General features: G+C 68.0%; 27 protein-coding genes and 1 tRNA gene. 12 read left to right on the forward strand and 16 right to left on the reverse strand.

Features of this window, described 5'->3' with window-relative positions; all coding sequences use genetic code 11:
• Nucleotides 1-124: 124 nt before the first annotated feature.
• Nucleotides 125-1,705 carry a PucR family transcriptional regulator gene (locus ABZY89_RS11365; RefSeq protein WP_355227173.1) on the forward strand — a complete coding sequence of 527 codons (1,581 nt, stop codon included), beginning with the start codon at nt 125-127 and terminating at the stop codon, nt 1,703-1,705.
• Between the two features lie 17 nt (nt 1,706-1,722).
• On the opposite strand, the gene ABZY89_RS11370 is transcribed toward ABZY89_RS11365, so the two are convergent.
• Nucleotides 1,723-2,772 (reverse strand): Lrp/AsnC ligand binding domain-containing protein, encoded by a 1,050-nt coding sequence (locus tag ABZY89_RS11370; RefSeq protein WP_355227175.1) that lies wholly within the window; start codon nt 2,770-2,772, stop codon nt 1,723-1,725.
• A 150-nt stretch (nt 2,773-2,922) separates the two neighbouring features.
• On the opposite strand from ABZY89_RS11370, the gene ABZY89_RS11375 reads away from it, so the two are divergent.
• The 4 genes from ABZY89_RS11375 to ABZY89_RS11390 are packed head-to-tail and all read left to right on the forward strand — an operon-like array spanning nt 2,923 to nt 7,796.
• Nucleotides 2,923-4,215: an MFS transporter gene (locus ABZY89_RS11375; RefSeq protein ID WP_355227177.1), complete on the forward strand. Its 1,293-nt coding sequence runs from the start codon at nt 2,923-2,925 to the stop codon at nt 4,213-4,215.
• Nucleotides 4,205-5,497 (forward strand): amidohydrolase, encoded by a 1,293-nt coding sequence (locus tag ABZY89_RS11380; RefSeq protein ID WP_355227179.1) that lies wholly within the window; start codon nt 4,205-4,207, stop codon nt 5,495-5,497. Before ABZY89_RS11375 ends, ABZY89_RS11380 begins: the two co-directional genes overlap by 11 nt.
• Nucleotides 5,494-6,909, forward strand: a complete 1,416-nt coding sequence (locus ABZY89_RS11385) for an amidase (protein ID WP_355227180.1) — start codon at nt 5,494-5,496, stop codon at nt 6,907-6,909. Before ABZY89_RS11380 ends, ABZY89_RS11385 begins: the two co-directional genes overlap by 4 nt.
• Before the next feature lie 8 nt (nt 6,910-6,917).
• Nucleotides 6,918-7,796, forward strand: coding sequence for an alpha/beta hydrolase (locus ABZY89_RS11390; protein ID WP_355227182.1), 879 nt, complete (start codon nt 6,918-6,920; stop codon nt 7,794-7,796).
• Between the two features lie 15 nt (nt 7,797-7,811).
• Here ABZY89_RS11390 and ABZY89_RS11395 read toward each other — a convergent pair whose 3' ends face one another.
• Nucleotides 7,812-8,240, reverse strand: a complete 429-nt coding sequence (locus tag ABZY89_RS11395; RefSeq protein WP_355227184.1) for a DUF309 domain-containing protein — start codon at nt 8,238-8,240, stop codon at nt 7,812-7,814.
• An 82-nt stretch (nt 8,241-8,322) separates the two neighbouring features.
• Between ABZY89_RS11395 and ABZY89_RS11400 the strand changes: the two genes are divergently transcribed.
• Together ABZY89_RS11400 and ABZY89_RS11405 are read left to right on the forward strand one after the other, a co-directional pair.
• Nucleotides 8,323-8,868: a YciI family protein gene (locus ABZY89_RS11400; RefSeq protein ID WP_355227186.1), complete on the forward strand. Its 546-nt coding sequence runs from the start codon at nt 8,323-8,325 to the stop codon at nt 8,866-8,868.
• 28 nt (nt 8,869-8,896) lie between these two features.
• Nucleotides 8,897-9,247: a UBP-type zinc finger domain-containing protein gene (locus ABZY89_RS11405; protein ID WP_355227188.1), complete on the forward strand. Its 351-nt coding sequence runs from the start codon at nt 8,897-8,899 to the stop codon at nt 9,245-9,247.
• 49 nt (nt 9,248-9,296) lie between these two features.
• On the opposite strand, the gene ABZY89_RS11410 is transcribed toward ABZY89_RS11405, so the two are convergent.
• Together ABZY89_RS11410 and putP are read right to left on the reverse strand one after the other, a co-directional pair.
• Entirely contained in the window at nt 9,297-9,500 is a 204-nt protein-coding gene (locus ABZY89_RS11410; RefSeq protein ID WP_141804077.1) for a cold-shock protein, read from the reverse strand.
• A 216-nt stretch (nt 9,501-9,716) separates the two neighbouring features.
• Entirely contained in the window at nt 9,717-11,225 is a 1,509-nt protein-coding gene (gene putP, locus ABZY89_RS11415; RefSeq protein ID WP_355227190.1) for a sodium/proline symporter PutP, read from the reverse strand.
• A gap of 181 nt (nt 11,226-11,406) precedes the next feature.
• Here putP and ABZY89_RS11420 point away from each other — a divergent pair, with 181 nt between their 5' ends.
• The gene (locus ABZY89_RS11420; RefSeq protein ID WP_355018435.1) at nt 11,407-11,859 is read left to right on the forward strand and encodes a hypothetical protein; all 453 of its coding nucleotides are present in this window, start codon (nt 11,407-11,409) and stop codon (nt 11,857-11,859) included.
• Nucleotides 11,860-12,206: 347 nt separating this feature from the next.
• Here ABZY89_RS11420 and ABZY89_RS11425 read toward each other — a convergent pair whose 3' ends face one another.
• Both ABZY89_RS11425 and ABZY89_RS11430 read right to left on the reverse strand, forming a co-directional pair.
• Complete coding sequence (locus ABZY89_RS11425) at nt 12,207-12,665, reverse strand: ArsI/CadI family heavy metal resistance metalloenzyme (RefSeq protein ID WP_355227192.1); 459 nt, start codon at nt 12,663-12,665, stop codon at nt 12,207-12,209.
• A 73-nt stretch (nt 12,666-12,738) separates the two neighbouring features.
• Nucleotides 12,739-13,119, reverse strand: a complete 381-nt coding sequence (locus ABZY89_RS11430) for a DoxX family protein (RefSeq protein ID WP_355227194.1) — start codon at nt 13,117-13,119, stop codon at nt 12,739-12,741.
• Between the two features lie 79 nt (nt 13,120-13,198).
• Here ABZY89_RS11430 and ABZY89_RS11435 point away from each other — a divergent pair, with 79 nt between their 5' ends.
• Nucleotides 13,199-13,420 (forward strand): sigma factor, encoded by a 222-nt coding sequence (locus tag ABZY89_RS11435; RefSeq protein ID WP_355227196.1) that lies wholly within the window; start codon nt 13,199-13,201, stop codon nt 13,418-13,420.
• Between the two features lie 31 nt (nt 13,421-13,451).
• Here ABZY89_RS11435 and ABZY89_RS11440 read toward each other — a convergent pair whose 3' ends face one another.
• From ABZY89_RS11440 to ABZY89_RS11470, 7 genes are all read right to left on the reverse strand, one after another.
• A complete protein-coding gene (locus ABZY89_RS11440; RefSeq protein ID WP_355227198.1) occupies nt 13,452-14,042 on the reverse strand; it encodes a hypothetical protein in 591 nt (196 codons plus the stop codon).
• A complete protein-coding gene (locus ABZY89_RS11445) occupies nt 14,042-14,635 on the reverse strand; it encodes a VOC family protein (protein WP_355227199.1) in 594 nt (197 codons plus the stop codon). The genes ABZY89_RS11440 and ABZY89_RS11445 overlap by 1 nt, the downstream gene beginning before the upstream one ends.
• Nucleotides 14,636-14,641: 6 nt before the next feature.
• Complete coding sequence (locus tag ABZY89_RS11450; RefSeq protein WP_355227201.1) at nt 14,642-16,075, reverse strand: cytosine permease; 1,434 nt, start codon at nt 16,073-16,075, stop codon at nt 14,642-14,644.
• Between the two features lie 193 nt (nt 16,076-16,268).
• Nucleotides 16,269-17,144: a polysaccharide deacetylase gene (locus ABZY89_RS11455; protein ID WP_355227202.1), complete on the reverse strand. Its 876-nt coding sequence runs from the start codon at nt 17,142-17,144 to the stop codon at nt 16,269-16,271.
• A gap of 2 nt (nt 17,145-17,146) precedes the next feature.
• Nucleotides 17,147-18,268, reverse strand: a complete 1,122-nt coding sequence (locus ABZY89_RS11460) for an NADH:flavin oxidoreductase (protein WP_355227203.1) — start codon at nt 18,266-18,268, stop codon at nt 17,147-17,149.
• On the reverse strand, nt 18,265-19,623 hold the full coding sequence (locus ABZY89_RS11465) for an amidase family protein (RefSeq protein WP_355227204.1): 1,359 nt from the start codon (nt 19,621-19,623) through the stop codon (nt 18,265-18,267). The genes ABZY89_RS11460 and ABZY89_RS11465 overlap by 4 nt, the downstream gene beginning before the upstream one ends.
• Nucleotides 19,620-20,252, reverse strand: a complete 633-nt coding sequence (locus ABZY89_RS11470; protein WP_355227206.1) for an urea carboxylase-associated family protein — start codon at nt 20,250-20,252, stop codon at nt 19,620-19,622. The genes ABZY89_RS11465 and ABZY89_RS11470 overlap by 4 nt, the downstream gene beginning before the upstream one ends.
• 118 nt (nt 20,253-20,370) lie before the next feature.
• Between ABZY89_RS11470 and ABZY89_RS11475 the strand changes: the two genes are divergently transcribed.
• Nucleotides 20,371-21,924: a PucR family transcriptional regulator ligand-binding domain-containing protein gene (locus ABZY89_RS11475; protein ID WP_355227207.1), complete on the forward strand. Its 1,554-nt coding sequence runs from the start codon at nt 20,371-20,373 to the stop codon at nt 21,922-21,924.
• A gap of 99 nt (nt 21,925-22,023) precedes the next feature.
• Nucleotides 22,024-22,578, forward strand: a complete 555-nt coding sequence (locus ABZY89_RS11480; RefSeq protein WP_355227208.1) for a hypothetical protein — start codon at nt 22,024-22,026, stop codon at nt 22,576-22,578.
• A 149-nt stretch (nt 22,579-22,727) separates the two neighbouring features.
• Here ABZY89_RS11480 and ABZY89_RS11485 read toward each other — a convergent pair whose 3' ends face one another.
• Nucleotides 22,728-23,219 (reverse strand): hypothetical protein, encoded by a 492-nt coding sequence (locus ABZY89_RS11485; RefSeq protein ID WP_355227210.1) that lies wholly within the window; start codon nt 23,217-23,219, stop codon nt 22,728-22,730.
• A 243-nt stretch (nt 23,220-23,462) separates the two neighbouring features.
• Nucleotides 23,463-23,537, reverse strand: a tRNA-Val gene (locus ABZY89_RS11490).
• 110 nt (nt 23,538-23,647) lie between these two features.
• Here ABZY89_RS11490 and ABZY89_RS11495 point away from each other — a divergent pair.
• A complete protein-coding gene (locus ABZY89_RS11495) occupies nt 23,648-24,457 on the forward strand; it encodes an alpha/beta hydrolase (RefSeq protein WP_355227212.1) in 810 nt (269 codons plus the stop codon).
• On the opposite strand, the gene ABZY89_RS11500 is transcribed toward ABZY89_RS11495, so the two are convergent.
• A complete protein-coding gene (locus tag ABZY89_RS11500) occupies nt 24,454-24,816 on the reverse strand; it encodes a nuclear transport factor 2 family protein (protein WP_355227214.1) in 363 nt (120 codons plus the stop codon). The genes ABZY89_RS11495 and ABZY89_RS11500 overlap by 4 nt on opposite strands.
• Nucleotides 24,817-24,829 lie beyond the last annotated feature (13 nt).

Below are 24,829 nucleotides of genomic sequence, written 5' to 3' on the forward strand. Positions count from 1 at the left end.
TCTCCTTGCTGTGTCCAGGTGCCTTGATCCTGGCGGCCGATGCCCGCGACCCATCCCGACATTTCGTAGGATCTGTACAGCGATCGCAACAATCTGTCAGGACGAGGGGGCAAGCGTGGCCCTGGTGACGGTCTCCCGTGTGCTGGATATGCCGGTCATCCGCACCGCAGCACCAGTTGTCGTGGCGGGGCGGGATGGTCTCGACCGCGAGGTCCGTTGGGTGCACTCCGCCGAGCTGGCCGAGATCGGCGCCCTGTTGCGCGGTGGTGACCTGCTGCTGAGCACGGGCATCGCTCTGCCCGGTGACGCAGCCGGGCTTTCGGCGTACGCCGACTCCTTGGCTGACAGCGACGCGGCAGGGCTCTTCATCGAGCTGGGTCGGCGCTGGTCCGAGGTTCCTGCGGCGCTGACCGCGCGATGCGATGAGCTCGGTCTCCCCCTGATCGCGCTCGGGCACGAGGTCCGCTTCGCCGCCGTTGCCCAGGCCGTAGGTGAGCGCATCGTCGACGAGCAGGTGGCCGACCTTCGCGAGGCTCAACGCGTCCACGACACGTTCACCGAGCTGAGCATGACCGAGGCTGGTCCACCCGAGATCCTCCAAGCCGCCCAGAGGCTGTGCGCGGCCGCCGTGGTGCTCGAGGACGATCAGCACCGGGTGCTCGACTACCGCTCGGGCCCTGACGACATCGACACCTTCCTGCACGACTGGACCATCCGTTCCCGGCGCGTGCCGCTCGAGGGAAGGTCGGCCTGGGACGAGACCAACCGCTGGCTGGTCACCCGGGTGGGCCGACGCGACCGTGGCTGGGGCCGACTCATCGTGCAGTCGGACCAGCGCCCCTCCCCCGGGCTGGTCGCGACCGCGGAGAGGGCCGCTGCGGCGCTGGCCATGCATCGGCTGAACGACGGCCATCGGGACAGCCTCGTGCGACGTACCCATCACGAGCTGCTGGTGGCCCTCCTCAACGACCCGAGCGACCCCGACCTGCTGCGTCGCTGCGAGCTGGCCGGGCTCCCGATCCGCAGGCGCAAGTTCATCGCGGAGACCGTACGCCCGATCTCGCGCCCGGCAGACCGAGCCGTCGGCACGGTCCGCGCCGACGAGATAGTCGCGGCCAGCACCCACGTCCTCAGCGCACGAGAGCTCCCCGGGCTCGTCGGGATCATCGATCAGGACGTACGCATCCTGCTCTCGCTCCCCCTGACGGCAGATGCCGACCTCGTCGCCGACGAGCTCGCCGAGGCGGTCACGGCCAAGCACCCGGCAACGGTCGCCGCTGCCCGCCCCGTCGAGGACAGCAAGCTCATCGACCGCACCCTGCGCGAGTCACAACAGGTCATGGACGCACTCAAGCCGGACCAGCTCACGACGATCTCGCCCCGGCCCTACCGCCTGGAGGACGCCCACATCCGCGGCCTGCTCACCCTGCTCGCGGGAGACGACCGGCTCGCGCTCTACACCGACCGCGAGCTCCATGCGCTCGACGCCCACGACGAACGTCACGGAACCGATCTGCTCGGCGCGGTCCGGGCACTGGTCACCAGCCCCGGCAAGTCGGAGGCGGCCGCCAGCCTGCACATCTCCCGTCCTGCCTTCTATGACCGCCTCGCCAAGGCCGCCCGGGTCACCGGCACCGACCTCGACGATCCAGACATCCGTGTGTCGCTCCGTGTGGCCCTGCTGTATCGGGAGCTCCTGGCCTGACCCCACAACGCGCGCGGTCAGTGCGCGCGGGGTAGCGCTCCGACGGGCGCCAGGGCATGGGAGGTGGAGATCTGGTGGGAGAATCGTCCGTCCTGAGTGAGGACTGCGCCGGAGCGCTTGGCGACGGAGGGGACGAGCCAGGTCTCGCACAGTTCGATGCGCGGGTGGGCGTGCTCGATACGTGTCAACAGCGGCTCGAGGTCCTTGGCGTGGTGCAGCCACACGCTGATGGCGAGGTTCATCCGGTCGAGGATGGCGGCGGACAACCGCACTCCCGGGACCTCCGCGATGCTCGCGCCGACGGTGCCCAGGTCGGTCGACGGCACGCGGTACCAGAGGGACGCGGCCGTGGTGTAGCCGAGGGCATCGTGGGCGAAGTCCGTCTTCGCCGTGAACCAGGGAGAGCCGAACAGACGGTGGATCGCGCGGGTGACGCTGGTCGTGGAGAGCCCAAGCTCGGCAGCGATCTCGGACGCCGGTCGGCGCGCGTCCGACAGCAGGCTCTGCATGACGCTGACGAGGAGCGGGGTGGGAGCGGAGGCTTCACCTGCGAAGCCCTCGGACGCGCGTCGAAGGGCGTTGATGACGTCAGGTGCGAGGACATCGAGATGTGAGCGCGCCCCGTCCTTGTAGAGGGTCTGCACGAAACGGGTACGCGTCGCACGGATCCCGGGGACGCCCGCGATGCTCTCGGCGATGAACGCGTCGGCGGTCGCGATACTCGAATGCACCACCGTGAGCAGCAGATCGCGCGAGCCGGAGGTCCGGGCGATCTCGATGACCTCTTGGAGCGGGGTCAGCGCGGCGACGACCTGCTCACGCTGCCCCGCACGGACGTCGACTTCGACGAGCGCCATCGCCGGAAGGTCGACGTCGAGATGCTCAGGCTGCTGGTAGCAGACCGTCCACGCCAAGCCGGCATCACGCAGTCTGCTCCAACGGCGGGCAAGCGTGGTGGGGTCGTAGCCGATGATCTTGCCCAGCTGCATCCAGCTGATCCGCGGAAAGATCTGGAGGGCGTTCGCCAGCTGCTTGTCGACGACATCGATGACCGATTCCTGCACCACGTACGCGAATCTAGCCCATATCCGGATGGCTGAGGTTCCTTTACGAACCGAATCCCGGCGACCTGCCTACGATCCCGGAAATCTTCGGACTCAAGGCGGGCCCGGCTCGGCGCGTGCAAGCACCGTGCATTACGTCATCAGGGAGCATCTGTGAGCAAGACCTCGCCACAACCGGCGCTCAGCCGGACTCAGAAGCCGCGGGTACGGCTGCAGCCTGACGCCAAGCTCGCCGTCCTCCTCTTCTTCCTCGGGTGGGTGATGAGCTACGCCGACAGGCAGCTCATCACCCTCGCACTGCCCTATATCGGCAAGGACCTCTCGCTCACTCCGACGCAGCAGGGCATGCTCATCTCGGCGTTCTTCGTCACGTACGCGATCGTGCAGATCCCCGGCGGCATCCTCGTCGACAAGGTGGGCGCGAAGCGCACCGCTGTCACGGGCGTGCTCGCCTGGTCCGTCTTCACGGTGGCGACGGGGACCGCTGGATCCTTCGCGGTGATGCTCGCCATCCGCGCGCTGTTCGGCATCGGCGAGGGCGTGTATCCCGCGGCATCCGTGAAGGCCGTTGCCGAGCGCACCAGTTCCGAGCAGCGCATGACCGCGACCGGGTGGATGTACAGCTCGAACGCTGTCGGCACCATCGTCGCCGCGGTCGCGGGAGCGGCGCTCATCGGCGCCATCGGCTGGCAGGGGGCGTTCTTCATCCTCGGAGCCGTCGGCGTGCTCGTCGCGGTGGCGATCGGCTTCTTCCTCCCGAACACACGCGCCGACTCCACGGCGGCCATCGAGGTGGAAGAGCAGTCGGACTCGATGATCACCTCCAAGGATCTGTTCCGGTCCCCCGCGCTCTGGGGGCACGTGGCCATGTTCTTCGGGTACGGGGTCGTCGCATGGGGCATGAGCGCGTGGGTGCCCAGCTATCTCGTCGACGCCCGGGGCATCCCTCTGGGCGTGGTCGCAACGGCTGCGGTGATCCCGGTGCTCGCCGGCGGGGTCGCCTCGGTGCTGGGAGGGCGCCTCGTCGACCGGCTGGGCGGTCGGCACCGCCTGATCATCATCCCAGGGATGCTCGCAAGCATCGTGACGTTGGCGATGATGACGCAGGAGCTGCCCGTCCCCGTCTTCGTCACGCTGATCGGACTGCTCTCGTTCTTCAGCGGAATGTGCTACATGCCTGTGTTCTCGAGCCCCGTCCGCGGCCTGCCCACCGCGGTCGTCGGGACGGCGTACGCGACGATCAGTACCGGCAGCCAGGTCGGCGGCATCCTCACCCCCACGATCATGGGCGTCGTCGTGGAGAACGTGAGCTGGGAGGCTGCCTTCGGCGTCCTCATCGCAGGTTGCGTGATCTGCCTGGTCGCCGCGATGCTCGTGCCCCGCGGGCCGGAGGAGTTCTTCGCCACCTTCACGCGTCGGCAGAAGGTGACGACCGATGTCGCCTGATCATCTGCGCCGGCCCGTCCCGGCCGGCTCCGTGGTGGACCTGTATCGCGATCTGCACCGTCATCCCGAGCTCAGCGGCCAGGAGACCCGCACCGCGGCACGTCTGGCATCAGAGCTCACTCACCGGCAGATCGACGTCACCGAAGGCATCGGAGGCACCGGAGTGGTCGGCATGCTCCGGAACGGTGAAGGCCCCACCGTTCTCCTCCGCGCCGACATCGACGGTCTCCCCGTCAAAGAGCTGACCGGCGCGCCCTACGCGTCGGCCGCCAGCGGCACCGACAGGACCGGGGCGACCGTCCCGGTCATGCATGCCTGCGGCCACGACATGCACGCAGCCGCTCTCATCGGCGCGGTCGACGTCCTGCTGGCGCGTACCACCGAGTGGGCAGGCACCGTCGCCATCGTCTTCCAGCCCGCCGAGGAGACCGGCGAAGGCGCTCTCGCCATGATCGCCGACGGGCTCCCCGAGCTCGTCGGGACACCGGTCGTCGCGCTGGGGCAGCACGTGTCGCCGGTGCCGGCCGGTGCCGTCGTGGCCGCCGCGGGCATCTACGGCGCCGCGTCGGACAACTTCCGTATCCGCATCCATGGGGTGGGTGGCCACGCATCGACCCCGGAGGCAGCCGTCGACCCGATCGTGGCCGCGGCGGCGATCGTGATGCGGCTCCAGACCGTGATCTCGCGGGAGACCGCGGCGCACGAACCCGCCGTCCTCACCGTGTCATCGATCCATGCGGGTCGTGCCGAGAACGCCATCCCGGACGAGGCGGAGCTCACCGTCAACCTCAGGAGCTTCAGCGCCTCGACCCGGCACCGCCTCGTCACCGCGATGCGTCGGGTGATCGATGCGGAGTCGGCGGCGGCAGGGATGACCCGGCAGCCGAGCATCGAGCGCATCAGCGGCGCGCCTCTGCTCCTGAACGACCCCGATGCCACACGCCGCACGCTCGACGCGCTCGGCGAATCCGGGCTCGACGCACACCTGGTCACCCAGCCGATGACCGGCAGCGAGGACTTCGGCGCGCTCGGCGAAGCGCTCGGCTGCCCCAGCGTCTTCTGGCACTGGGGTGGCACGGCACCCGACAGGTACAGCCCGGCGGAGCTCGCCACGCTCCTGGCCGAGGCGCGCTTCCCCGACCACGTTCCGATGAACCACTCCCCCGAATACCTGCCAGATCTGGAATGGGCGCTTCCCGCCGGCATCCAGGCGATGAGCGCGGCCGCCCTGCACTGGCTTCAACAGCCCACTTCCGCTCCCCTAGATCAAGGAACACGATGAACGATCTCATCTACCTCTCCGCCACCGAGTGCATCGAGCGATTCCGCACGGGCGCGCTCTCACCCGTCGAAGTCCTCGAGGCGCAACTCGCCCAAGCGGCTCTCGTCGACGGCTCGCTGAACGCCCTCACCGAGACGATGGCAGAGGCCGCTCGTGCACGAGCAGAGGAATCCGAGCGTCGCTACCGCGACGGCACCGCGCGAGCGTTGGAGGGCGTCACCGTCGCCGCGAAGGAGAAGCACCAGATCGCCGGCATGGAGGTGGTCGAGGCGTCGAAAGCCTGGGCCGGCTACACGGCGACCGAGAACGCGCCCCTCATCGACAGGCTCCTGGACGCGGGCGCGATCATCCACGCACGGACGACCACGCCCGAGTTCTCCATCGCCGCCTTCACTCATTCCGATCGGTGGGGAGTGACGCGCAACCCCTGGAACACCGACTTCTCCCCAGGCGGCTCATCCGGTGGGTCCGCGGCGGCCCTCGCGGCGGGGATGACGACTCTCGCCACCGCATCCGACATCGGCGGGTCCACCCGTGGGCCGGCGGCGTTCACGGGGAACGTCGGCTACAAGGCCCCTTATGGGCGGATTCCGGGAGCAGGCCCCATGAGCGTCGACTACTACCGCGGCGACGGTCCGATGGGACGTACGGTCGACGACGTCGTGCTCTTCACGAACGTGATCAGCGGGCCCGACCCGCGTGACCATGTCGCACTTCGGCCCAAGGTCACCCTGCCGTCCAGCTACCCGGGGGTCGAGGGACTACGCATCGCCCTCAACCTTGATCTCGGCGGGTTCACCGTCGCGAAGGAGATCCAGGAGAACACCCGTCGCGTCGCGGAAGAGCTCGCCAAGGCCGGCGCAGAGGTCGTCGAGGTCGACTTCACCTGGACGCGCGAACTCCTCATCGGCGCCGCGATGCCGCACTTCGGCCACATGATGGGCGCCATGGTCCACGATGCGATCGGCGGGAAGACGTCAGACCTGAGCGACTACGCCCGTGACTTCGTCGAGCAGACCCGGGAGATCCGCGCGACGGCAGCGATGTTCGACGCCGCGAAGGCCGAGTACGCCGTCCAGCAGGAGCTCGCGCGCGTGATGACCGGGTTCGACGCCCTGATCTGCCCGACCACGGCGGCCGTCGGGTTCCCCGCGGGCGACACGCTGATCAACGGGATCGACATCGACGGCCACACGGTCTCCGGCCTCGAAGGCACGCTCACCCTTCCGTTCAACATCACCAATCGCTGTCCCGTCCTCGCCGTGCCCAGCGGTCACGCCGAGAACGGAATGCCGACCGGTGTGCAGATCGTCGGCCACACCTACGATGACGCCACGGTCTTCCGCGTCGGAAAGGCGGTCGAGAGCCTGCTTCCCTGGGCGTACACCGACGAGCACCGCCCCCAGCTGTGAGTGCGTCGATGAGGCTCGTCGCTCTCTACCTGCGAGCGAGGAGCAGACGACATTTCGCCACCGTCGACGGCGCCCGCCGGATGCTGGCGAGGGAGAAGACCACGTCGGCGCCGCCGAAACGACTTCGGGCTCGTCATGTGCTGAGCTACGCCCTGCACGAGGGGTTCGGCTGCTGGACCGTCGAACCGCAGCACCCCAACCCCAGCCGGACGGTGATCTATCTGCACGGCGGCGCCTACGTCAACGAGATCTTCCCGCAGCACTGGAGACTCATCGAGCAGATCGCCGACGCAGGTGCCCGGGTGGTCGTGCCGGTGTACAGACTATCCCCGCAGCACGGATACCAGGACGCGTACCGTCTTCTCACCGCGGTCTACCGCAGCACGCTGTCGACGACGCTTCCCGCTGACATCGCCATCGCCGGGGACTCCGCCGGCGGAGGACTCGCCCTGGGATTCGCTCAGACCCTAGTCAGCACCGGGCTGCCACAGCCCGGTCGGCTGGTGCTCATCTCGCCCTGGCTGGACCTCACCCTTCAGAACCCTGACATCGTGCGCGTCGCCCGCAAGGACCCGTGGCTCGCAGTGCCTGGAGCGCGCGAATGCGGGCGGGCATGGGCCACGGGCGACGACCCACACGTTCCGCAACTGAGCCCGATCTACGGCCCCCTCGCCGGTCTCGCTCCCATCGACGTCTACATCGGCACCCGCGACATCCTGCTCCCCGACGTACTGCTCCTACGGGACCGCGTGCCGGACGATGCCGATATCACCCTGACCGTCTGCCCAGGCGGGGTGCACGTCTACCCGCTCACGCCGACACGGGAAGGACGGGCCGAGTCCGCCCGGATCGTGCAGTGCCTGGCCGCCGAGAGACTCGAGGTCTGACTCTTCGCGCGTCAGTCAGGCGTCCTGCACCCGGCCCCGGGAGCACGCGATGAGCTCTCCGAGGTCGAGACCGTACGTCGGACCAGCACCCCGTTCGTACCTCTCGAGCCGACCTGCCGCGCGCTCGATCAGGCGGGAGGCGCCGACGGTGTTGCCGCGCTCGTGGTGGGTCAGGCCGACACACAGCTGGGCGAGGCCCTGCCACAGCTCGCGCTCCTCGTCCGGGCACGATTTCCACCGGACCTCGAGGGCCTCGTGAGCGGCGAAGGGGCGTCCGTCGTCGAGCAGGCTGCGGGCGTACGCCAGGGTCTCCGCCGGCGGGAGCGGTTCCTCGGAGATCGGCTCGACACCGACTGCGCCGTACGGCAGCGGGCGGCCGAGCGCGTCACGGGGCCGAGCCTGTTGTGCCCGCCCTTGTTCGTTCCGGTCGCGATCGCTCACCATGTCAGCCCTCCTCGGCTCCCACCCTACGGACCCGCTGAGATATCCGATTGCGCGGGACGGCAGGGCCGGTGAGTCTCAGCCCATGGAGTTCTTCTGCTACCACCGCGACCGACCGGGGTCGACGCCGCTGCGCACCGAGATGGTGGAGGAGCACTGGACCTACATGGACCGGTTCGCCGCGACGATGATCGCCCGCGGCCCGACCTTCACCAGCGACGAGACACTGACCGGGAGCGTGCACATCCTCGATCTCCCGGATCCCACCGCAGCTCGCGCGTTCGCCTTCGAGGAGCCCGGCTACCAGGCCGGTGCCTACCGTGACGTGCTGCTGCGGCGGTGGCGCACCACGCTCGATCGCACCATGTGGGACTTCGGCGACGGCCGGCCGGACCGCGACCGGTACCTCGTACTCGGGTTCTGCGAACCCACGACAGACGACATCGACCTGCCTGACGGCGACGAGCTGATCGCCTGCGGGCCGCTTCTCTCCGACGACGGAGCCGTGGCCGTCGGGGCGGCAGTGCTGCTGGAGACCGCCTCCGCAGGCGATGCGCAGCAGACCCTCTCCCCCGCTCATTTCGCGGCGATCGAGGTCCACCAGTGGGACTTCGGCGGGCGGCCCACGTAGAAGGCCTCCGACCGGTAACGTGAGCGGCATGATCGGCACCCCAGGGATCAACGTCGCTGCCCCGCCGTCCGGCACAGGATGCGCCGAGTGCCTCGCGAGCGATTCCGGATGGTGGTTTCACCTTCGACGGTGCGCCGAGTGTGGGCACGTGGGCTGCTGCGACAGTTCCCCGGCGCAGCACGCCAGCCACCACTTCCGCGAGACGGGCCACCGCTACATGCAGAGCTTCGAGCCCGGCGAGACGTGGTTCTGGGACTTCGAGAGCCAGGAGGCGCTCCAGGGACCGGCGTTGGCCGAGCCGACGAGCAGACCCGAGCCGCAGTCCCCACCTGCGCCGGCGGATCGAGTCCCACAGGACTGGCAGACGCACCTGCACTGACGCACGAAGGGCCCCGACCGCAGCTGCGGTCGGGGCCCTTCAGTGAAAATCAGGCGACGCGGACGTTCTCGGCCTGCGGGCCCTTGGGGCCGGCGGTGACGTCGAACTCGACCTTCTGGTTCTCGTCGAGCGACTTGTAACCGCTGGTCTGGATAGCGGAGAAGTGAACGAACACGTCCTCGCCGCCACCGTCCTGCGCGATGAAGCCGAAGCCCTTGTCAGCGTTGAACCACTTGACGGTGCCCTGAGCCATGATCTTTTCCTCTGTTCGGTGCAAGGGACACTGTGTCCCAAGCCGCTGAAGACATCCATCTGTGCTGATGTCCAGCGAACCGAAAACCAGATAAAAGATACAAGCCGCGACGTGGTGTGCGGCCAGGACGGCTTACAGAGCCGTCCCTTCAACAAGATCAACAGTACGCCATCAGGCCCGGGATCGTGGTTTCCACGAGATCCCGGGCCCGTCGCGTCAGACTCGCACCGAGTCCTCGCGCGATCCGTCGGCGTCCAGCAGCCGGATCGCCTCGTCGAACTCGGCCTCGATGTCCGGGTTCTCCCGGTAGGTCACCAGGCTGACCACGACCGCGACGATCGCGTTGAGAGCGAAGCCCGGCACGATCTCGTACATCTGCGAGCTGAGCGCGTCGATGTTGCCCCACACGACGACGGTCACCGCGCCGACGATCAGACCGGACAGAGCGCCGGCCGCGGTGAGCTTCCGCCACCACAGCGCCAGCAGGATGATCGGGCCGAAGGAGGCGCCGAAGCCCGCCCAGGCGTACGCCACCAGGTCGAGCACGGTCCCGCTCTTGGGCCACGCCAGGACGGCAGCGATGACGGCGATGCCGAGCACGGCGAGCCGACCGAACAGGACCAGCTGGCGGTCGGAGGCGTCGTTCTTGAAGACCGCCTTGTAGAGGTCCTCCACCAGCGCCGAGGAGGTCACCAGGAGCTGCGAGGAGATCGTGCTCATGATCGCGGCGAGCACGGCGGCGAGCATGATGCCCGCGACCAGCGGGTGGAAGAAGATCTGACCGAGCACGATGAAGACCGCCTCGGGGTCGTCGAGCTTCGCGTCGGGGTTCTGCTGGAAGTAGGCGATGCCGACGAGAGCGGTGCCGACGGCACCGAAGAGGCTCAGCAGCATCCAGCCGATGCCGATCCGCCGTGCGGACGCGGCCTCCCCCGCCGTACGCAGGGCCATGAACCGGACGATGATGTGCGGCTGGCCGAAGTAGCCCAGCCCCCATGCGACCGCCGAGATGACACCGAGCGTGGTCGCGCCCTCGAGCATGCTCAGCCGCGACGGGTCGACGGCGCGGATGCTGTCGAGAGTCTCGGCGGGCCCGCCGGTCACGAAGACACCGACGACGGGCACCAGGATCAGCGCGAGCAGCATGATCGCGCCCTGCACGAAGTCGGTGTAGGAGACCGCGAGGAAGCCACCGAAGAGCGTGTACGCCACCACGACGCCGGCCACCACCAGCATGCCGGTGTGGAAGTCCGTGCCGAAGGAGCTCTCGAAGAAGACGCCGCCGGCGACCATGCCCGAGGACACGTAGAACGTGAAGAACACCAGGATGACGGCCCCGGAGGCCATCCGCAGCAGCCGCGAGCTGTCCTTGAGCCGGTTCTCCAGGAAGCTGGGCACGGTGATCGAGTCACCCGAGACCTCGGTGTACGTCCGCAGCCGCGGCGCCACGACCTTCCAGTTGAGCCAGGCGCCGACGGTCAGACCGACAGCGATCCAGCCCTCCATCAGCCCGGTCGCGTAGATCGCACCGGGCAGGCCCATGAGCAACCACCCCGACATGTCCGAGGCACCCGCGCTCAACGCACTCACCATCGGGCCGAGATCGCGCCCGCCCAGCATGTAGTCGTCGAGGTTCGAGGTGCGCCGGTACGCCCAGGCGCCGATGCCGAGCATGGCGACCATATAGGCCACCAACGCCAGCATTTGATAGGTCAGGTCTGACATCGAGAAACTCCAAGATCGGGGGAATGCCGCCGCAGAACCTAACCCGTAGACCACGTTTGACTGTGATCGGCACCCCACGACTGCGCTACGCCACGCCTGAGGCCGCTTGGCACCGGCGCGAACGACCGCCAGGCGCGGATCCCGATGCGCGGCGACGTCGGATGCCCTACGGTCTCCCGACGTGACTACGACTGTCGTTGTGACCGCGATGGGCATCCTCGCCACCCTCCTCGGAGCCTGGTGGGGCGCGTACTGGCAGCACCGGAACTCCCGCGACCTCCAGCTGCTGGACGCCAGGGTCCGCGTCTACGGCGAGTGCGCCGCGAGCCTGTACGAGTTCGAGCGCGTCACCTACAGCCGCGTCAAGGCCCGCCTCGCCGACCTCCCCGCAGCCGAGCGGGAGTCGCTGCGCCAGGAGGCGTACCGCAACAACTCAGCCGCTCGAGCAGCCATCGGCCAGCTGAGCATCCTCAGCGCAGGCGGGAAGATCCCCAAGGGATTCGAAGCCCTCCGTCAGGCGATCGGCGACCTCAACGACGCACCTGGTCTCGACGAGCTCAGGGAGCGGCACGACGAGATCTACGTGGAGCTCGACCGAGTCCTGGAGCAGGCGCGCGCCGACCTCGCCCGTTAGCCAGACCGAAGGGGGCCGACGCAGCCCCCGCCGGGCGGTGCCGAGGACTTCACGGCCTCGCCCGGCGGTAGCCGTTGCTGGTCGCGGCTCCGATCGTTCAGCCGCAGCAAACAGCCGGCTGACGCAACGATGAGCGATGTGTCGCAGATCGGGCCATGGCGACGGCACGGGTGACTGCGCTCTTCCAGGTGCTGGGGCGGCAACAGCGAGCGATCGCGGCCAGGCGCGCCGTACGTGCCTGCCGGATCCGATCGCTGATCTGCTGTTCGGCAACCGCGCTGGTGAGGTCTACTGGTCTCACGGGATCTCCTCCTTTCGGACGATCGTCGTTTCTGTCCGGCCGACAGTCAGCAACAGGCGGCCTCGGCCGGCGCGGGTGCAGCCTCGGCGGAGGACCCGCAGCACGATGACCCACCGGTCTCTGTTGCGTTGAAGGTCTCGCTGTCGGCGAGCACGGTGTAGACCTCCCACCGCTCGCCGTTCGGGGCGTTCTCGACCCAGAACTTGTCCTGCTTGGCGTAGCAACAGGTGGTGGCGCGCTCGTCGACCGAGGCGAATCCGGCGGCGTTCAGCCGGTTCTGCTCGGCGTCGACCGTGTCGGTGTCCGCGACCTCGACGCCGAGGTGGTTGATGGTGCCGCCCCGGCCGGTGTTCTCGACGAGGACCAGCTTGAGGGGCGGCTCGGCGACCGCGAAGTTGGCATAGCCGGGCTTGGTCTTGACCGGCTCGACGCCGAACAGCGTCGAGTAGAACGCGACCGACTCCTCGAGATCGTCGACGTTGAGCGCGAGCTGGATACGGGACATGATTCCTCCTGAGCGAGATATCGATGGTTGTCGATATGTGATCTTGCGCCTCATATCGATGACTGTCAATGTTTTAGAAGGGCTGCAGGTCGAACCGGCCCCAGGCGACGAACGCGAACAGGCTCAAGTAGAGGAGGTCCGGGCCGAGGTGCTTCCACTCGCTGCGCCGGAACCGCGTGGTGGCGGCGCCGGTCATCAACATCGCCATGCCGCAGGCTGCGAGCGGGGTCAGGACCGGCAGGATGCCGAGAGCGCCCGGCAGGATCAGGCCCAGGATCCCGATGATCTTGACCGTGGCGATGAACTTGATGTGCCCGTCACCGAAGTCGTCGATCCAATGCTGGCTGGGTCCCAGCGCACGGTAGCGCTCCCGGGGCATCAGCAGCAGACTCGTACCTCCAGCGGTGAAGGCCACGGCGAGAAGTCCGGCGACGATCCACAGTGCGATATTCATGGTGTTCTCCTTGGGTCGTTACAACGGCCCGCTCTGGCCCGTCATGGTGATGACGGGCAAGAACGAGGAGAGGTAACCGATGACCGCGCACGGAGCTCTGGCCGAGGAGTTCGAGACACATCGACCACGGCTGCTGGCGATCGCGACCCGAGTCCTCGGGAACACGGCTGACGCCCGAGACGTCGTGCAGGACGCCTGGCTGCGGCTCGCTCGCCAGGAGCCGGGTTCCATCGAGAGCCTGGGCGGATGGCTCACGATCCGGTGGTCATCCCGGACGACGCCGACGAGCGCAGGAGGCTGAGTCAGCCGTCTTCGCGACGAGGTCAGCCGGGTTACAGCAACCCAGCCGCCTTCAGCAGAGCCGGTGCGATCACGAGCACCCCGCCAAGCACGACAGGCGCACCCAGGACCCCGAGGACCATCACCCAAACGCCCAGGCCAACCCGACGGGCAAAGGAGACTGCAAGGATTCCGAACCCGACGGCCGCCACCAGGAAACCGAGCACGTAGGCGATGGACCGGGCGTCGACTCCGTCACCATCGCCGGCGATACCCGTGAGGATCACGACCGCCTGGGCGAGGCTGCCGAGGACGTACACGGTCACCGTGGCGAATGCGCCCCACAGCACCAATCCTGTGATCCGCGGCGCCACCGGACGGGATCGGATCGCCAGAAGCGCTGCCACAACCCCGAGCACCTTGAGGACGGCCACGAGCCAGTTCATCACCGAGAGCGCTTGTGCTTCCTCCGCGTACCTGCCCGTCGCGAACTGGTCCGTGAGCTCGAACCAGACGCTGATCGCGGCGAACCCGGTGCACCACAGAGCGATGACGAGCCCGACCACGACAACGAATCGGCTGGGCGGGGCAGGTACGTCTTCGGTGGCGGACTCGGGCTCGCCCGCAGTCAAGTGCCTGGTCATCATGAGTGCTCCGAGCTCAGAAGGTCGTGGGAGGGCTCCAGCCCGGCGGGCGGGGGCCCGGGGAACCACTCCTCGGGCTCGGGCCACACGAACCCCTCGGGGATCGTGTAGGTCTCGAAGGTCGTGGTGGTAGCGCCCTCGGTGTCGAAAAAGGCGAACGCGTTGCGGTCCATGAACCTCCCCGCCTGCGAACACCGGAACCCACGACTGGCGAACTCCTCGGCCCGGCTGTCCCAGGCGGCCTCGCCACAGTCGAAGGCGAGGTGGTGGACACCCTCGCCATGGCTGTCCAGGAACTCTCGGATGATCGACGGCCCGTACAACGGCTGCATGATCTCGAAGGCGATGTCGCCAACGTCAGCAAAGGCGACCTTGAGCGCCCAGTCGGCAGGCTCACCGCCGTACTCACGGTCGGCCACGGTCGACCCGTCGAAGGTGTACACGCGCCAAGGACCGATACCGAGACGGACCATTCCCTGCATCGTTCGCGTGCAGTCCTCCGTGGCGAAGCAGACCTCGATCAGGTTGCCGAGGAAGGTGTTGCTCATCGAAGACGCGCTCAGCACCTCGGGCAAGGAGTTGGACTCGGACATCTGGCACTACCTGACCGTCTCGGGCATGCCGAGCGACTCGGTGGCGGCACGTCGCGCCAGGACCAGATAGAGGACACCCGCGACGAGTCCGCCGGACAGCCACGACAGGTCGGTGTTGTTCATCAGCCGGGCGAGCGGCCCCTGCATGACAGGCACCATGCCGTACTGCCAGGCCCAGCCGGCGACGATGCCCAGCGCGAGGCTGACCATGCCCGCTCTGTTGACCGATCCGTACGGCGAGTCAGCACCGTCGCGGTAAAGGTCAGCCACGTAGAGGCGACCTCTGTGGATCACGAAGAAGTCCACCAGCACGATGGCGGCCCATGGGCTGATCCAGACCAGGATCGACAGCATCCAGTGGTCGAAGGCCTGGGCGAAGCTGTCAGCGCTGACGAAGACGACGAGCACAGCAGATGCGACGACACCAGCCACCAGCGTGACCTTCCACCGCGCTGCGCGGACTCCGACCGAGAGCGCGGCGAGCGAGCAGGAGTAGAGGTTGAGGATGTTCGTCGCGACCGGTCCGTGCATGATCAGCAACAGAACCGGGATGGCCATCACCCCGAACGTCGCGATCACCAGCTCGGCAGGGTCACCGCCGTTGCCCGCGCTCGCCAGGCAGGCGCCCAGCACCGCAAGCCAGACCGTCGGGACGTACATGCCGGCGGCCGCGGCCCAGAACACCGACTTGTCGGTGGCGTCGCGGCGTACGAAACGGCTGTAGTCCGCCGAGTAGGGAATCCACGAGATGCCCCAGCCGACACCGATCGCGGTGACCAGCTGCGTGATGGCAGTGACCTTGTCCGCCGTGGTGGTCGCCTGGCCCGTGGTCCAGTCGATGCTCACCTGCGAGAGCGCGACGACGGTCATGATGACCATCACCACCGCGGTGGCCGGCACCGTGTACTTCTCGAAGGTTCGGATGGCGTAGAAGCCATAGAGCGCAAGGCCGAGCTGGGCCAGCATGATCACGGCCGCGACGGCGTACTTCAGGACCGTGCCGCCTTCGACGCCGAGCTCTGCGAGCACCCCGAGCGCGAGGTCGAGGACGACCCAGGTGTTGACGCCCACCCAGCCCATGGTGAGCAGACCTTGGATGAGGCCCGGTACGACGCTTCCGCTGCGCCCGAAAGCAGCCCGGCCGAGCACCATCTGGTTCACGGCGGTGCGGTGGCCGATGACGTTGAACAGCCCGAAGAGCGCACAGCCGATAATGTTGCCGATCGCCACCACGAGAATCGTCTCGAGCAGGCTGAGGCCGAGCACGATTCCGAGAGCTCCCAGGACCCAGTTGACCGGCGCCAGGTTCGCGCCGAACCAGATCCAGAACTGCTCTGCCGGGGTCGAGTCGCGTGACTCTGCGGGAATTGGCCCGATGCCGTGGGCATCGAACGGCACAGCTTCGTTGTCGCTGGGCGGGGCCGATGGCGAGATTGTCATGGTGATCCTCCTGGTGTGATGACCGCCACTGAATCACCGGCCTTGTACGACCGTCAGTGGACATTCACACAGGATCTGGGCAGTGTCGATGTACATTCTCATCCGTCCTGAGTCCGTCCGCCAGCACAGCCGAAAGGCGCCCGGCGGGGATCCCGCCAGGCGCCTTCATGGTTCTGTCTTTGCTGATGAAACGTCAGTCCGGATAGGTCTCCGGGTCGATCTCGGTGGGCGTCGCGTACACCTCGCGTACGCCACCGAACTCAGCCACTCGAGCCGCGACGTCCCGGCACCGTTCGAAGGAGATGTCACCCCGATCGCGTGCCCACTCGACCAGGCGTCGCACGACGCCCAGACGGCCCGGACGAGCGGTGAGGAAAGGGTGCAGGCACAGGTTGAACAGACAGCCGTACTCCCTCATCCCCTCGAGCTCGTCGCGCCACATGTCGAAGACCTTCGACGGCGCTTCGATGAGACTGCCCACGAAGGGCTCTGGCAGGAAGGCGTACTGCTCCCAGTCGTCGAGCGACCAGTGGACCGGAAGCTCTACGACGTCGGCGTCAGCCAGCTTGAGCAGGTAGGGCCGGTCGTCCGCCATCATCGACGAGTCGTAGGACAGACCATGCTCGGCCAGCAGCTCCATCGTGGTGGTGGTCGTCTGCCACATGGCGGCCCGGTGTCCGGTCACCTCGATCCCCTGGGTCTCGAAGACGGCGAGGGCACGTTCGAAGTCGTCGCGCTGAGCCTGCTCTGTCATGTCCGTCGACGCCCGGTGGCTGTAGGAGTGGTGCGCCACCTCGTGGCCGCGCTCGACGATGCTCGCAGCCAGATGAGGACGCTTCTCGGCCACCCAGCCGGGGACGAAGAAGGTTGCCGGCACCTCGAGCTCATCGAGCAGATCCAGGATCCGCGGCACGCCCACATCCGGCCCGTACGCCTGGTGAGACATCGTCGTCAGGTGCCGGGAGTAGCGACCACCCGCCGCGAGGACGGGCGTCTCGGCGTCGACGTCGAAGGTCAGAGTGGCCACCGCGGCGGCCGCCCCGCGCCACGCGTCACTGTCCACATCCATGCTCATCCCGCCTGTCGCCACCGGATGCTGGACTCGATTGTGACACTTGGCCGCAGCATGGCCGGGTCGAACTCGGCCAGCTCGTCACCGGCGGCCAACCGACGCGGCAGGTCCGGGTTCGCGAGCGCGACGTGCCCGATGGCCAGGAAGTCGGCGTGTCCTTCGGCGAGCACGCGCGCAGCCTGATCCCGGTCGTGCATCCCGCCGTTGGCGATGACCGGGAGCCCAGACACCTCGCGGGCCAGCCCGGTGACGGTCGATCCGTCGTCGAGCTGCGCGGTCTCGAACCAGGATCGTCCTTCGCTCGCGACGTGGATGTAGTGGGCGCCGGCCTTCGCGAGGGCCTCAGCAATGACGACGACGTCCTCGGCACCGCCCGACCAGCGGTAGACCACGTCATTGACCTTGGTCTGCGAGACCCGGACGCCGACGGTGAAGCCCTCCGGCGCCTCCGCGGCGATCCGTTCGACGACCTCGGCTGTCAACCGGATGCGGTTGACCGTCGAGCCGCCGTACTGGTCGGTCCGGAGGTTGGTGTACTCCGTCACGAACTGGTCGAGCAGGTAGCCGTTCGCGGCATGCACCTCGATGCCGTCGAAGCCCGCCTCGGCGGCGTTGCGGGCCGCTGCGGCGAACCCCTCGACCACCTCGGCGATGTCGTCACTGGTGGCCTCGCGCGGCAGCGGCCAGGGGCCGATGCCGCCGTACGCCGGCATCATCGTGCCGCGCGGCTGGACTGCCGACGGCGCGAGCGTCTCCGCACGGTAGGGGTTGCCCTGGGAGAGGGCGCCGGCATGCATGAGCTGGGCGACGATGTGCGCTCCTTCGGCGTGTACGCGGTCGGTGACCGCTCGCCACCCGTCGATGTGCTCCTGGGTGACCAGGCCCGGCTGGTCGAGGTATCCCTGGCTGTAGGCGGCATCAGGGTAGATGCCCTCCGTGATGAGCAGCCCGAATCCGCCGGCAGCGAACTCCGCGTAGTAGTCAGCCATCAGCTCGGTGGGCACACCTGCCGACGTTGCTGAGATGCGCGTCATCGGTGCGACCGCGAGCCGGTTGGCAAGGTCCATCGAGCCCAGCAAGCGGGGCTGAAGGGCTGGGTGTCGGTCAGAGGTGTCGATCATCGGATGGTTCCCATCTGTTCTCTTGGTGATGTTTTCTTGGGCAGGTCGTCGAGCAGCTGGGCGGCCCGGATGACTGTGGGATCGTGGCCAGCGGGCGCTGAGACGAGGAGCCCGAACCCCCGCCGACGGCCGTCCCCGCGGGGCACACTCACGCCGGGCATGCCGAGATAGCTGAGCAGCATGGTCGTACGCAGGATGCGGGCGTTCCACCGATCGAAGGCGTCGGCGGACGCGGTGACCACCGAGACCGCCGGTGGAGCATGACGGACGGTGGGGCACAGCAGAAGGCCACCGGCGAGCTCGACCGCCACCTGCTCCCGCAGCTCGGTCATGCGCGCACGGACTGGCCCGATCGTGGGGACCACGCCTGACGCACTGCGAAGGCGACGCGCGACGGCCGGGTCGAGCGACGCGGCCGACGAACCGTCGAGGAGCCGGCCGTAGCCGGCAAAAGCCTCAGCAGCGACCAGGGTGCCGTGGCGGTCCATCAGCTCCTGGGCCTCGGCGAGCACGGGGAGACGGCGCCGCTCGATCAGGATGCCGTCGAGGCCGGCGATCTCCTCGACAGCGTCGCCGAACCAGGCCGCGACCTCGGGCGCGGCGTCCGTGACCACCTCGTCCTCGGGCACCACCAGTCGTACCGGGCCGGCCGCCCGGGGGTAGGACGAGCCGGTGCCGGGATCGAGAGCGGCGGCCGCGAAGGCGAGATCGGCCGCGGTCGGGGTGAGGAGCCCGATGCTGTCCAGGGCGGGTGACAGCGTCCGTACGCCGTCTCGGGGGAAGCGCCCTTCGGACGCTTTGTAGCCGACGATCCCGCAGAACGCGGCCGGCACCCGGACCGAGCCCGAGGTGTCGGTGCCGAGGGCGAGGCGTACCTGTCCCGACGCGACGGCTGCCGCAGACCCTGATGAGGAGCCTCCGGTGATCAGCGGCTCCAGGCCCGACAGCGGATTGGCGGGTGACCCGAAGTGCGGGTTGGTCCCCACTCCCGAGAAGGCGAGCTCGCTCAGGTTCGTCTTGCCGATCAGGACAGCGCCGCTCGCCCGCAGGGCCTGAACGATCCCGGCATCACGTACGACCGGCGCCGGTGACGCGTCCACGACCGATCCGTTCGTCGTGGGCATGCCGGCCACGTCGATGCAGTCCTTGACGGCGACCGGGAGGCCGTCGAGGTATCCGGCCGGGCGTCCTTCCAGCCAGCGCTCGGTGGATGCGGCCGCGTGCTTGCGCGCCTCGCCGGGCACGACGCACGTGTACACATGCTTCTCGTTCCGGAGGCTCCGGAGAACGTCCTCGAGTACGCCGGTCGGCGTGTCCTCCACGCGGCCGAACCTGGAGATCAGCTCAGCGATCATGACAACGAACGTCCGCCCGCGTGGTCGTGGGACGGCTGGAGCCTCAGCTCGACGTCACGGGGCGCATGGTGGGCACCGTTGGTGGGCGCCAGGTCCTGAGGACAGGCTGATAGCACCAGCACGACCGGTTGGATGGCACGCAGCGTGACTCGATCCCCGGGTCGGCTCATCGGTGGCTCGATGCGCAGAGTCCCATCGGTGCCGACAGGAACGTTCATGAACAGGTTGAGCGGCTGGGGAACCTGGCCCGGCACTGGGACTCCGAGCTCCTGCAGAGCGTCGCGGAAGTTGGCCGCGCAGCTGTCATGGTGGCCGATGGCGCCGAGCTGCAGGTATCGAGCCGGGTCGCACGCGGGGATCAGGGTGTCGTGGTGACCTTCGGACGTGTCGGACTCGAGTGTCAGCATCGGCTCACGGTCGGAGCCGACCAACGCGTCGCCCGCTTCGACGGCAAGGCGCCCGTTCGCCATCCGGGTGTGGGCCATCGAAAGCACCGTTGCGGGGTCGACGGCGCTGACCGCCCAGGTGTCAACCACCTGCTGGCCGAACAGGTTGACGATGGCGATCGAGTCACCCACACCGAGCCGGAAGGCCCGGCCGGTGCGCGCAGCGAGGGTGATGGGGGTCAAAGCAGATCCCTTCCGGAGCGATGTGCTGGTCGAGTCGCCCAGAGAACCAGGATTCAGCGCATCCGGTCATTGGAGATGTCGACAGACATCACGATCATCACGGTGGATAATCACAGTCATGCTGTCGTTGCACCGCCTGCTGGAGCAGGCCGAGCTGGAGCTCAATCTGCTCGTCCCGGGCGAAGGTGAAGGTACGGACCGGGAGCTGCTCTGGCTTCACAACACCGAACTGGCCGACCCCGCGCCGTACGTCCGGCCGGGGGAGCTGGTCCTCACCAACGGTGTCTGGCTCGACGAGGCCGACCCCACGTCCTTCGTCGACGCCGTACACCGCGCCGATGCCGCCGGCATCGTCTTCGGGCTGCGCAAGGAGACGCCCGCCACCCCGCCCGAGCTGATCGAGGCATGCAGGCGTATCGGGCTGCCACTTGCCGAGATCTCCATCGAGGTGCCCTTCACCGCGGTCACCCGAGCCGCGGCGACGCTGCTCGCGGAGTCACGCCTGAGCGAGCTCTCGGGGACGGTGCGGCGCAGCGGTGCCCTGGCCTCGGCGATCTCCCGCGGGGCGGGAGCGGCCGGAATCCTCCAGGTCGTACGGCAGGACCACGACCTTCCGCTCGTCGTGGTCGATCGGACGGGACACCAGCTCGCGGGCACACAGGTGGACCTCTCCCCCGCCCAGCTGAGGGATGCGACGCGCGCCCTCACCCGGCACCCACCTCCCCTGGAGACCGAACTCGACGGGACAACGGCTTCGATCTTCCTCGTCACGGCCCTCGCGGACATCGACGCGGGCCTCTTCTGCCTCCGGGCCTACCGCGACCTGGCGCCCAACGAGGTCGCCGCCCTCGAGCAGGCCGGTACGTACCTCAGCCTGGAGGCCGCCAAGCAGCAGGCCGTGCACGCGATCGAGCAACGGTTCGCGGCCGAGGTCCTCGACATGGTGCAGGCGGGTCCGAGCCGCGAGGCCGATGTCGCCGAGCGCCTCCGTACGTTCGGCGTCGATCCCACCGGCCCCGTCGCCGTCCTCGCCATCGCGGGACCGTCCGCGGCAACGGGACAGATGTCCCACGACGCCGAGACCGTCACCGACCTCCTGCTCGACCAGGGGCTCGCTGCATTGGTCGTCGGCGGCTCGCGGGAGACGATCGCGTTCGTCTCGTGGCCACAGGCAGGACGGATGTCCCTCCGCGCGGTCGGCGAGGAGCTCCAACGGAGAATCTTCCGCACCCGCGGCGCCGGCCGCGTGCTGGTCGCCATCGGCGGAGTGAGCCCGACTTCGGCCGGCCTCGGCACCATGCTCATGCAGGCACGGGAGACCTGCCGCGCCATGCAGGCCCAGGCGGACGGGCCAGTGGTGCAGGAGTTCGGCGACGTCGACAGCCACCGGCTTCTGGTCGCCATGCTCGACCGGGAGACGCTCGGGCGTTTCGCACGCGGTGTGCTGGGCGAGCTCCGCGCTCAAGATCGCAGCGGCGACCTCGAATCCACGCTCCGTACGTTCCTGGAGCTGGACGGCCACTACGGGGCCACTGCGGAGCGGTTGCACATCCATGTCAACACACTCCGCAACCGACTCGGGAGGCTCGCGGAGCTCACCCGACGGGATGTCCGGACCACCGACGGCAGGGTCGATCTCTTCCTCGCCCTGCAGGCCGACTCGCTCTCCTGACGCCGGCCGGAGGCGAGCTCGGTGAGCACGCCTGTCACGTTTCGGCTCGCTGATTCGTCAGGAAGGCACGCGACACCTCTGAAAGGACGAGTCACACGCATGCCTGCACAGGTAAGACGATGGGCGGTGGCAGCCACCGCGCTGGCGATGACCCTGACCACGGCGGGGTCGGCCTCCGCCCTGAGCCACGCGCCAGGTTCACCCAACCAAGAAGTGGCGAGCGTCGCCGGTTCCGGAGGAGGAACCCTGGGATCCGGCAGCCTGGCGGGCGACCTGGTCTCCTTCCAGGTGCGCGGCTCGGCGCCCAACGCGAAGCCATGGCTCGCCGGCGGGACCTTCGAGGTCAAGCACCTGAAGCCTGACGGCACCCTGCTCTCTCACTTCGGCGGCGACATCAGCTGCCTCATGGCCAGCAACGGAGTGGCCGTGGCGACCGGCACCGTGGCGTGGACCCGAGGTCCAGGCCTGCCCAACCAGGACCCGAGCGGAGTCCGAGTTGGCCTGACCATCCAGGACCACGGACGGCGCGACCAGGTCGGCTGGAGTTGGTGGGTCTCGGGCTTCCGGGACGCTCCGCACTGCATGAGCACCGCGCCCTTCTTCCCGATCACCGAGGGCAATTACCGCGTGGACGCGCCACATATCTCATCTTGAGGAAGGGTCGATCACCCCGATCAACTCGGTGAAGCTTCTCCGCTGAAGGAATCGTCGGCCATGGCGATACACGCCGACCAGGAGGCCGCCCGACCTACTTCGCAGCAGGTCAGACGGCCTTCTAGGATATTGAAACGCTGAACAACAGGTTATGGTCGCCAACCGTTCGAAACCGCGCCTTGCTGCACTCGGTCGGTGTCGACGCCTTGGGGGTTCCTGCACATTCCGTTGTCAGAATCCGGCCAGATCATCACCGTGTCCGCGTCGTTCGCCCATGTCTCGTTCGGGCCTCGCAACGTGTGGCTGTAATTGCCGAGATTCACGTAGGTGTCTGCGGGGATACAGATGTAAGCGTCCGGGCTGGTGCCGGTATCCAAGAGCCAGATCGAGTCGTTGTTCTTGGTGTTGATGACAGAGTCAGCCTTGTTCTGATCGCCTGACGGGAGGTTGCGATAGCCGGATGCCGAGCCGTACCAGATTGCGTCACCAGTGCTGTACGTCCCGTTCTTGAGGCACAGGTTCGGATAGCTGCAACCGTAGTGCGACGCTGCCTGCGCGGGTGTGGCGACAACGACTCCGACGACCGTTGCCAAGGCAGCGAAGACGACGCCGGCGGTGAACTTTCTGAGCAGTGCAGGCATATGCCCTCCTTCTAATTAGCGCGAGCTCTCAACGTATGGCGCCGCGCGGTCTCGCCGTTCCCGCACAAAGCCCGTACTTAGCCCGTACTCACGCACGAGTCGGGTGATGTGCGTGGTCGCTTCGCTCCAGCGAGTCATCGTGCCTGTCTGACGCAGCGGGCACACCGATGCATACCCGATGCCGAGGCAAGTCAGAAAGGCCGCCTGATCTGCTTCTCAGCAGGTCAGACGGCCTTTTCGAGGTGGTGCGTGATACTGGGTTCGAACCAGTGACCCCCTCGGTGTGAACGAGGTGCGCTACCACTGCGCCAATCACGCGTTGCGGGTGAAACATTAGCGCATCCGCTCACCGGACCCACATTCGGGCCATGCCGGACGTAGGCTCCCGGCCATCGGCAGGACACGTGGATGCAACCGAAGGAGCGAAGATGCTCGCGTACGAACGGACCGGCAGCGGGGAGCCGCTGCTTCTGATCCATGGCATCGCGCACCGCAGGCAGGCGTGGGGTGGGGTGGTGGAGCGGCTGGCCGACGAGTTCGAGGTGATCACGATCGATCTGCCGGGGCACGGTGAGTCGCCGGCGTTCGATCTGGCGGGCCGTACGGTGCGGGAGGCGGTGGCCCACGAGCTGAACAAGCTCCGAGAGGAGCTCGGGATCGAGCGGCCGCACGTCGCCGGCAACAGTCTCGGTGGGCTGCTCGCGCTGGAGATGGCCGATGCCGGGCACGCACGGTCGGTGACGGCGCTCTCCCCTGCCGGGTTCTGGATGAACGGCGTCGACTACCTCTACGTCAGAGGCCTGTTCGCCGGGATCCAGGCGGTTGCGCGGCCGCTGGCGCCGGTGGCGGGGTCGCTGCTGCAGTCGAGGGTGGCGCGTACGGTCACGATGGGCTGCTTCTTCGCCCACCCGGAGCGGCTCGATCCTGCCGTCGCTGCCGCCGACACGGCCAACATGGTCGCCTCGCGCGAGGGGATCAAGACGTTCTTCAGCGGTGTCTACCGCTACAGCTACCCGGGGCCGACGCAGACCTGTGTCCCCACCACCGTCGCCTGGGCGTCGCGCGATCTCACGCTGCTCCCCTATCAGGCGAAGGTGGCCGCGCGGCGGCTTCCACACGCGACCCACCGATGGCTGGCGAGCTGCGGTCACGTACCGATGAACGATGACCCCGACCTGGTGGCCGAGGTCATCCGCGAGACCGCCCGGACCCAGCCGCGCGACGAGCAGGTCGCCTAGCCCGTCCGGCCGCGAGCGGCGAGGATCCCGCGCGGGTCGAAGGCGACCCGGATCTCGGTGATCAGCCCGTCCTCGACACGCATCCAGTTGGCGGTGGGGGCGGGCTCGGCGACGGTGGTGTGCAGGTCGAACCAGGTGATCACGCTCGGCCCGTCGGCGAGCCGCTCCCTCACCTCGATCTTGTCGAGCACCTGGGCCATGCCCTCCAGTCCGGCGACACATTCGTCGGCGCCCTCGATCGTGGCGAGCGGGCCGGCGAAGCTCACGTCGTCGGCCAGCAGTGAGCGCAGGCGGGTGAAGTCGCGCTCCTGCCAGGCGGTGAAGTACGCCTCGGCGAGCTCGGCAGCGGTTGCGGTCATCGGATCTCCTCAG

This window comes from Nocardioides sp. NPDC006303, from assembly GCF_040613175.1.
Taxonomy (GTDB): domain Bacteria; phylum Actinomycetota; class Actinomycetes; order Propionibacteriales; family Nocardioidaceae; genus Nocardioides.

Bases quoted from the DNA above. Each gene is read 5' to 3' on its own strand.
- ABZY89_RS11485 (WP_355227210.1), bottom strand. From the start codon at position 23,219: ATGCCTGCACTGCTCAGAAAGTTCACCGCCGGCGTCGTCTTCGCTGCC.
- ABZY89_RS11450 (WP_355227201.1), bottom strand. From the start codon at position 16,075: ATGACAATCTCGCCATCGGCCCCGCCCAGCGACAACGAAGCTGTGCCG.
- ABZY89_RS11495 (WP_355227212.1), top strand. From the start codon at position 23,648: ATGCTCGCGTACGAACGGACCGGCAGCGGGGAGCCGCTGCTTCTGATC.
- ABZY89_RS11390 (WP_355227182.1), top strand. From the start codon at position 6,918: ATGAGGCTCGTCGCTCTCTACCTGCGAGCGAGGAGCAGACGACATTTC.
- ABZY89_RS11430 (WP_355227194.1), bottom strand. From the start codon at position 13,119: ATGAATATCGCACTGTGGATCGTCGCCGGACTTCTCGCCGTGGCCTTC.
- ABZY89_RS11455 (WP_355227202.1), bottom strand. From the start codon at position 17,144: ATGGATGTGGACAGTGACGCGTGGCGCGGGGCGGCCGCCGCGGTGGCC.
- ABZY89_RS11440 (WP_355227198.1), bottom strand. From the start codon at position 14,042: ATGACCAGGCACTTGACTGCGGGCGAGCCCGAGTCCGCCACCGAAGAC.
- ABZY89_RS11385 (WP_355227180.1), top strand. From the start codon at position 5,494: ATGAACGATCTCATCTACCTCTCCGCCACCGAGTGCATCGAGCGATTC.
- ABZY89_RS11500 (WP_355227214.1), bottom strand. From the start codon at position 24,816: ATGACCGCAACCGCTGCCGAGCTCGCCGAGGCGTACTTCACCGCCTGG.
- ABZY89_RS11480 (WP_355227208.1), top strand. From the start codon at position 22,024: ATGCCTGCACAGGTAAGACGATGGGCGGTGGCAGCCACCGCGCTGGCG.
- ABZY89_RS11475 (WP_355227207.1), top strand. From the start codon at position 20,371: ATGCTGTCGTTGCACCGCCTGCTGGAGCAGGCCGAGCTGGAGCTCAAT.
- ABZY89_RS11405 (WP_355227188.1), top strand. From the start codon at position 8,897: ATGATCGGCACCCCAGGGATCAACGTCGCTGCCCCGCCGTCCGGCACA.
- ABZY89_RS11460 (WP_355227203.1), bottom strand. From the start codon at position 18,268: ATGATCGACACCTCTGACCGACACCCAGCCCTTCAGCCCCGCTTGCTG.
- ABZY89_RS11380 (WP_355227179.1), top strand. From the start codon at position 4,205: ATGTCGCCTGATCATCTGCGCCGGCCCGTCCCGGCCGGCTCCGTGGTG.
- putP (WP_355227190.1), bottom strand. From the start codon at position 11,225: ATGTCAGACCTGACCTATCAAATGCTGGCGTTGGTGGCCTATATGGTC.
- ABZY89_RS11445 (WP_355227199.1), bottom strand. From the start codon at position 14,635: ATGTCCGAGTCCAACTCCTTGCCCGAGGTGCTGAGCGCGTCTTCGATG.
- ABZY89_RS11425 (WP_355227192.1), bottom strand. From the start codon at position 12,665: ATGTCCCGTATCCAGCTCGCGCTCAACGTCGACGATCTCGAGGAGTCG.
- ABZY89_RS11410 (WP_141804077.1), bottom strand. From the start codon at position 9,500: ATGGCTCAGGGCACCGTCAAGTGGTTCAACGCTGACAAGGGCTTCGGC.
- ABZY89_RS11465 (WP_355227204.1), bottom strand. From the start codon at position 19,623: ATGATCGCTGAGCTGATCTCCAGGTTCGGCCGCGTGGAGGACACGCCG.
- ABZY89_RS11400 (WP_355227186.1), top strand. From the start codon at position 8,323: ATGGAGTTCTTCTGCTACCACCGCGACCGACCGGGGTCGACGCCGCTG.
- ABZY89_RS11395 (WP_355227184.1), bottom strand. From the start codon at position 8,240: ATGGTGAGCGATCGCGACCGGAACGAACAAGGGCGGGCACAACAGGCT.
- ABZY89_RS11435 (WP_355227196.1), top strand. From the start codon at position 13,199: ATGACCGCGCACGGAGCTCTGGCCGAGGAGTTCGAGACACATCGACCA.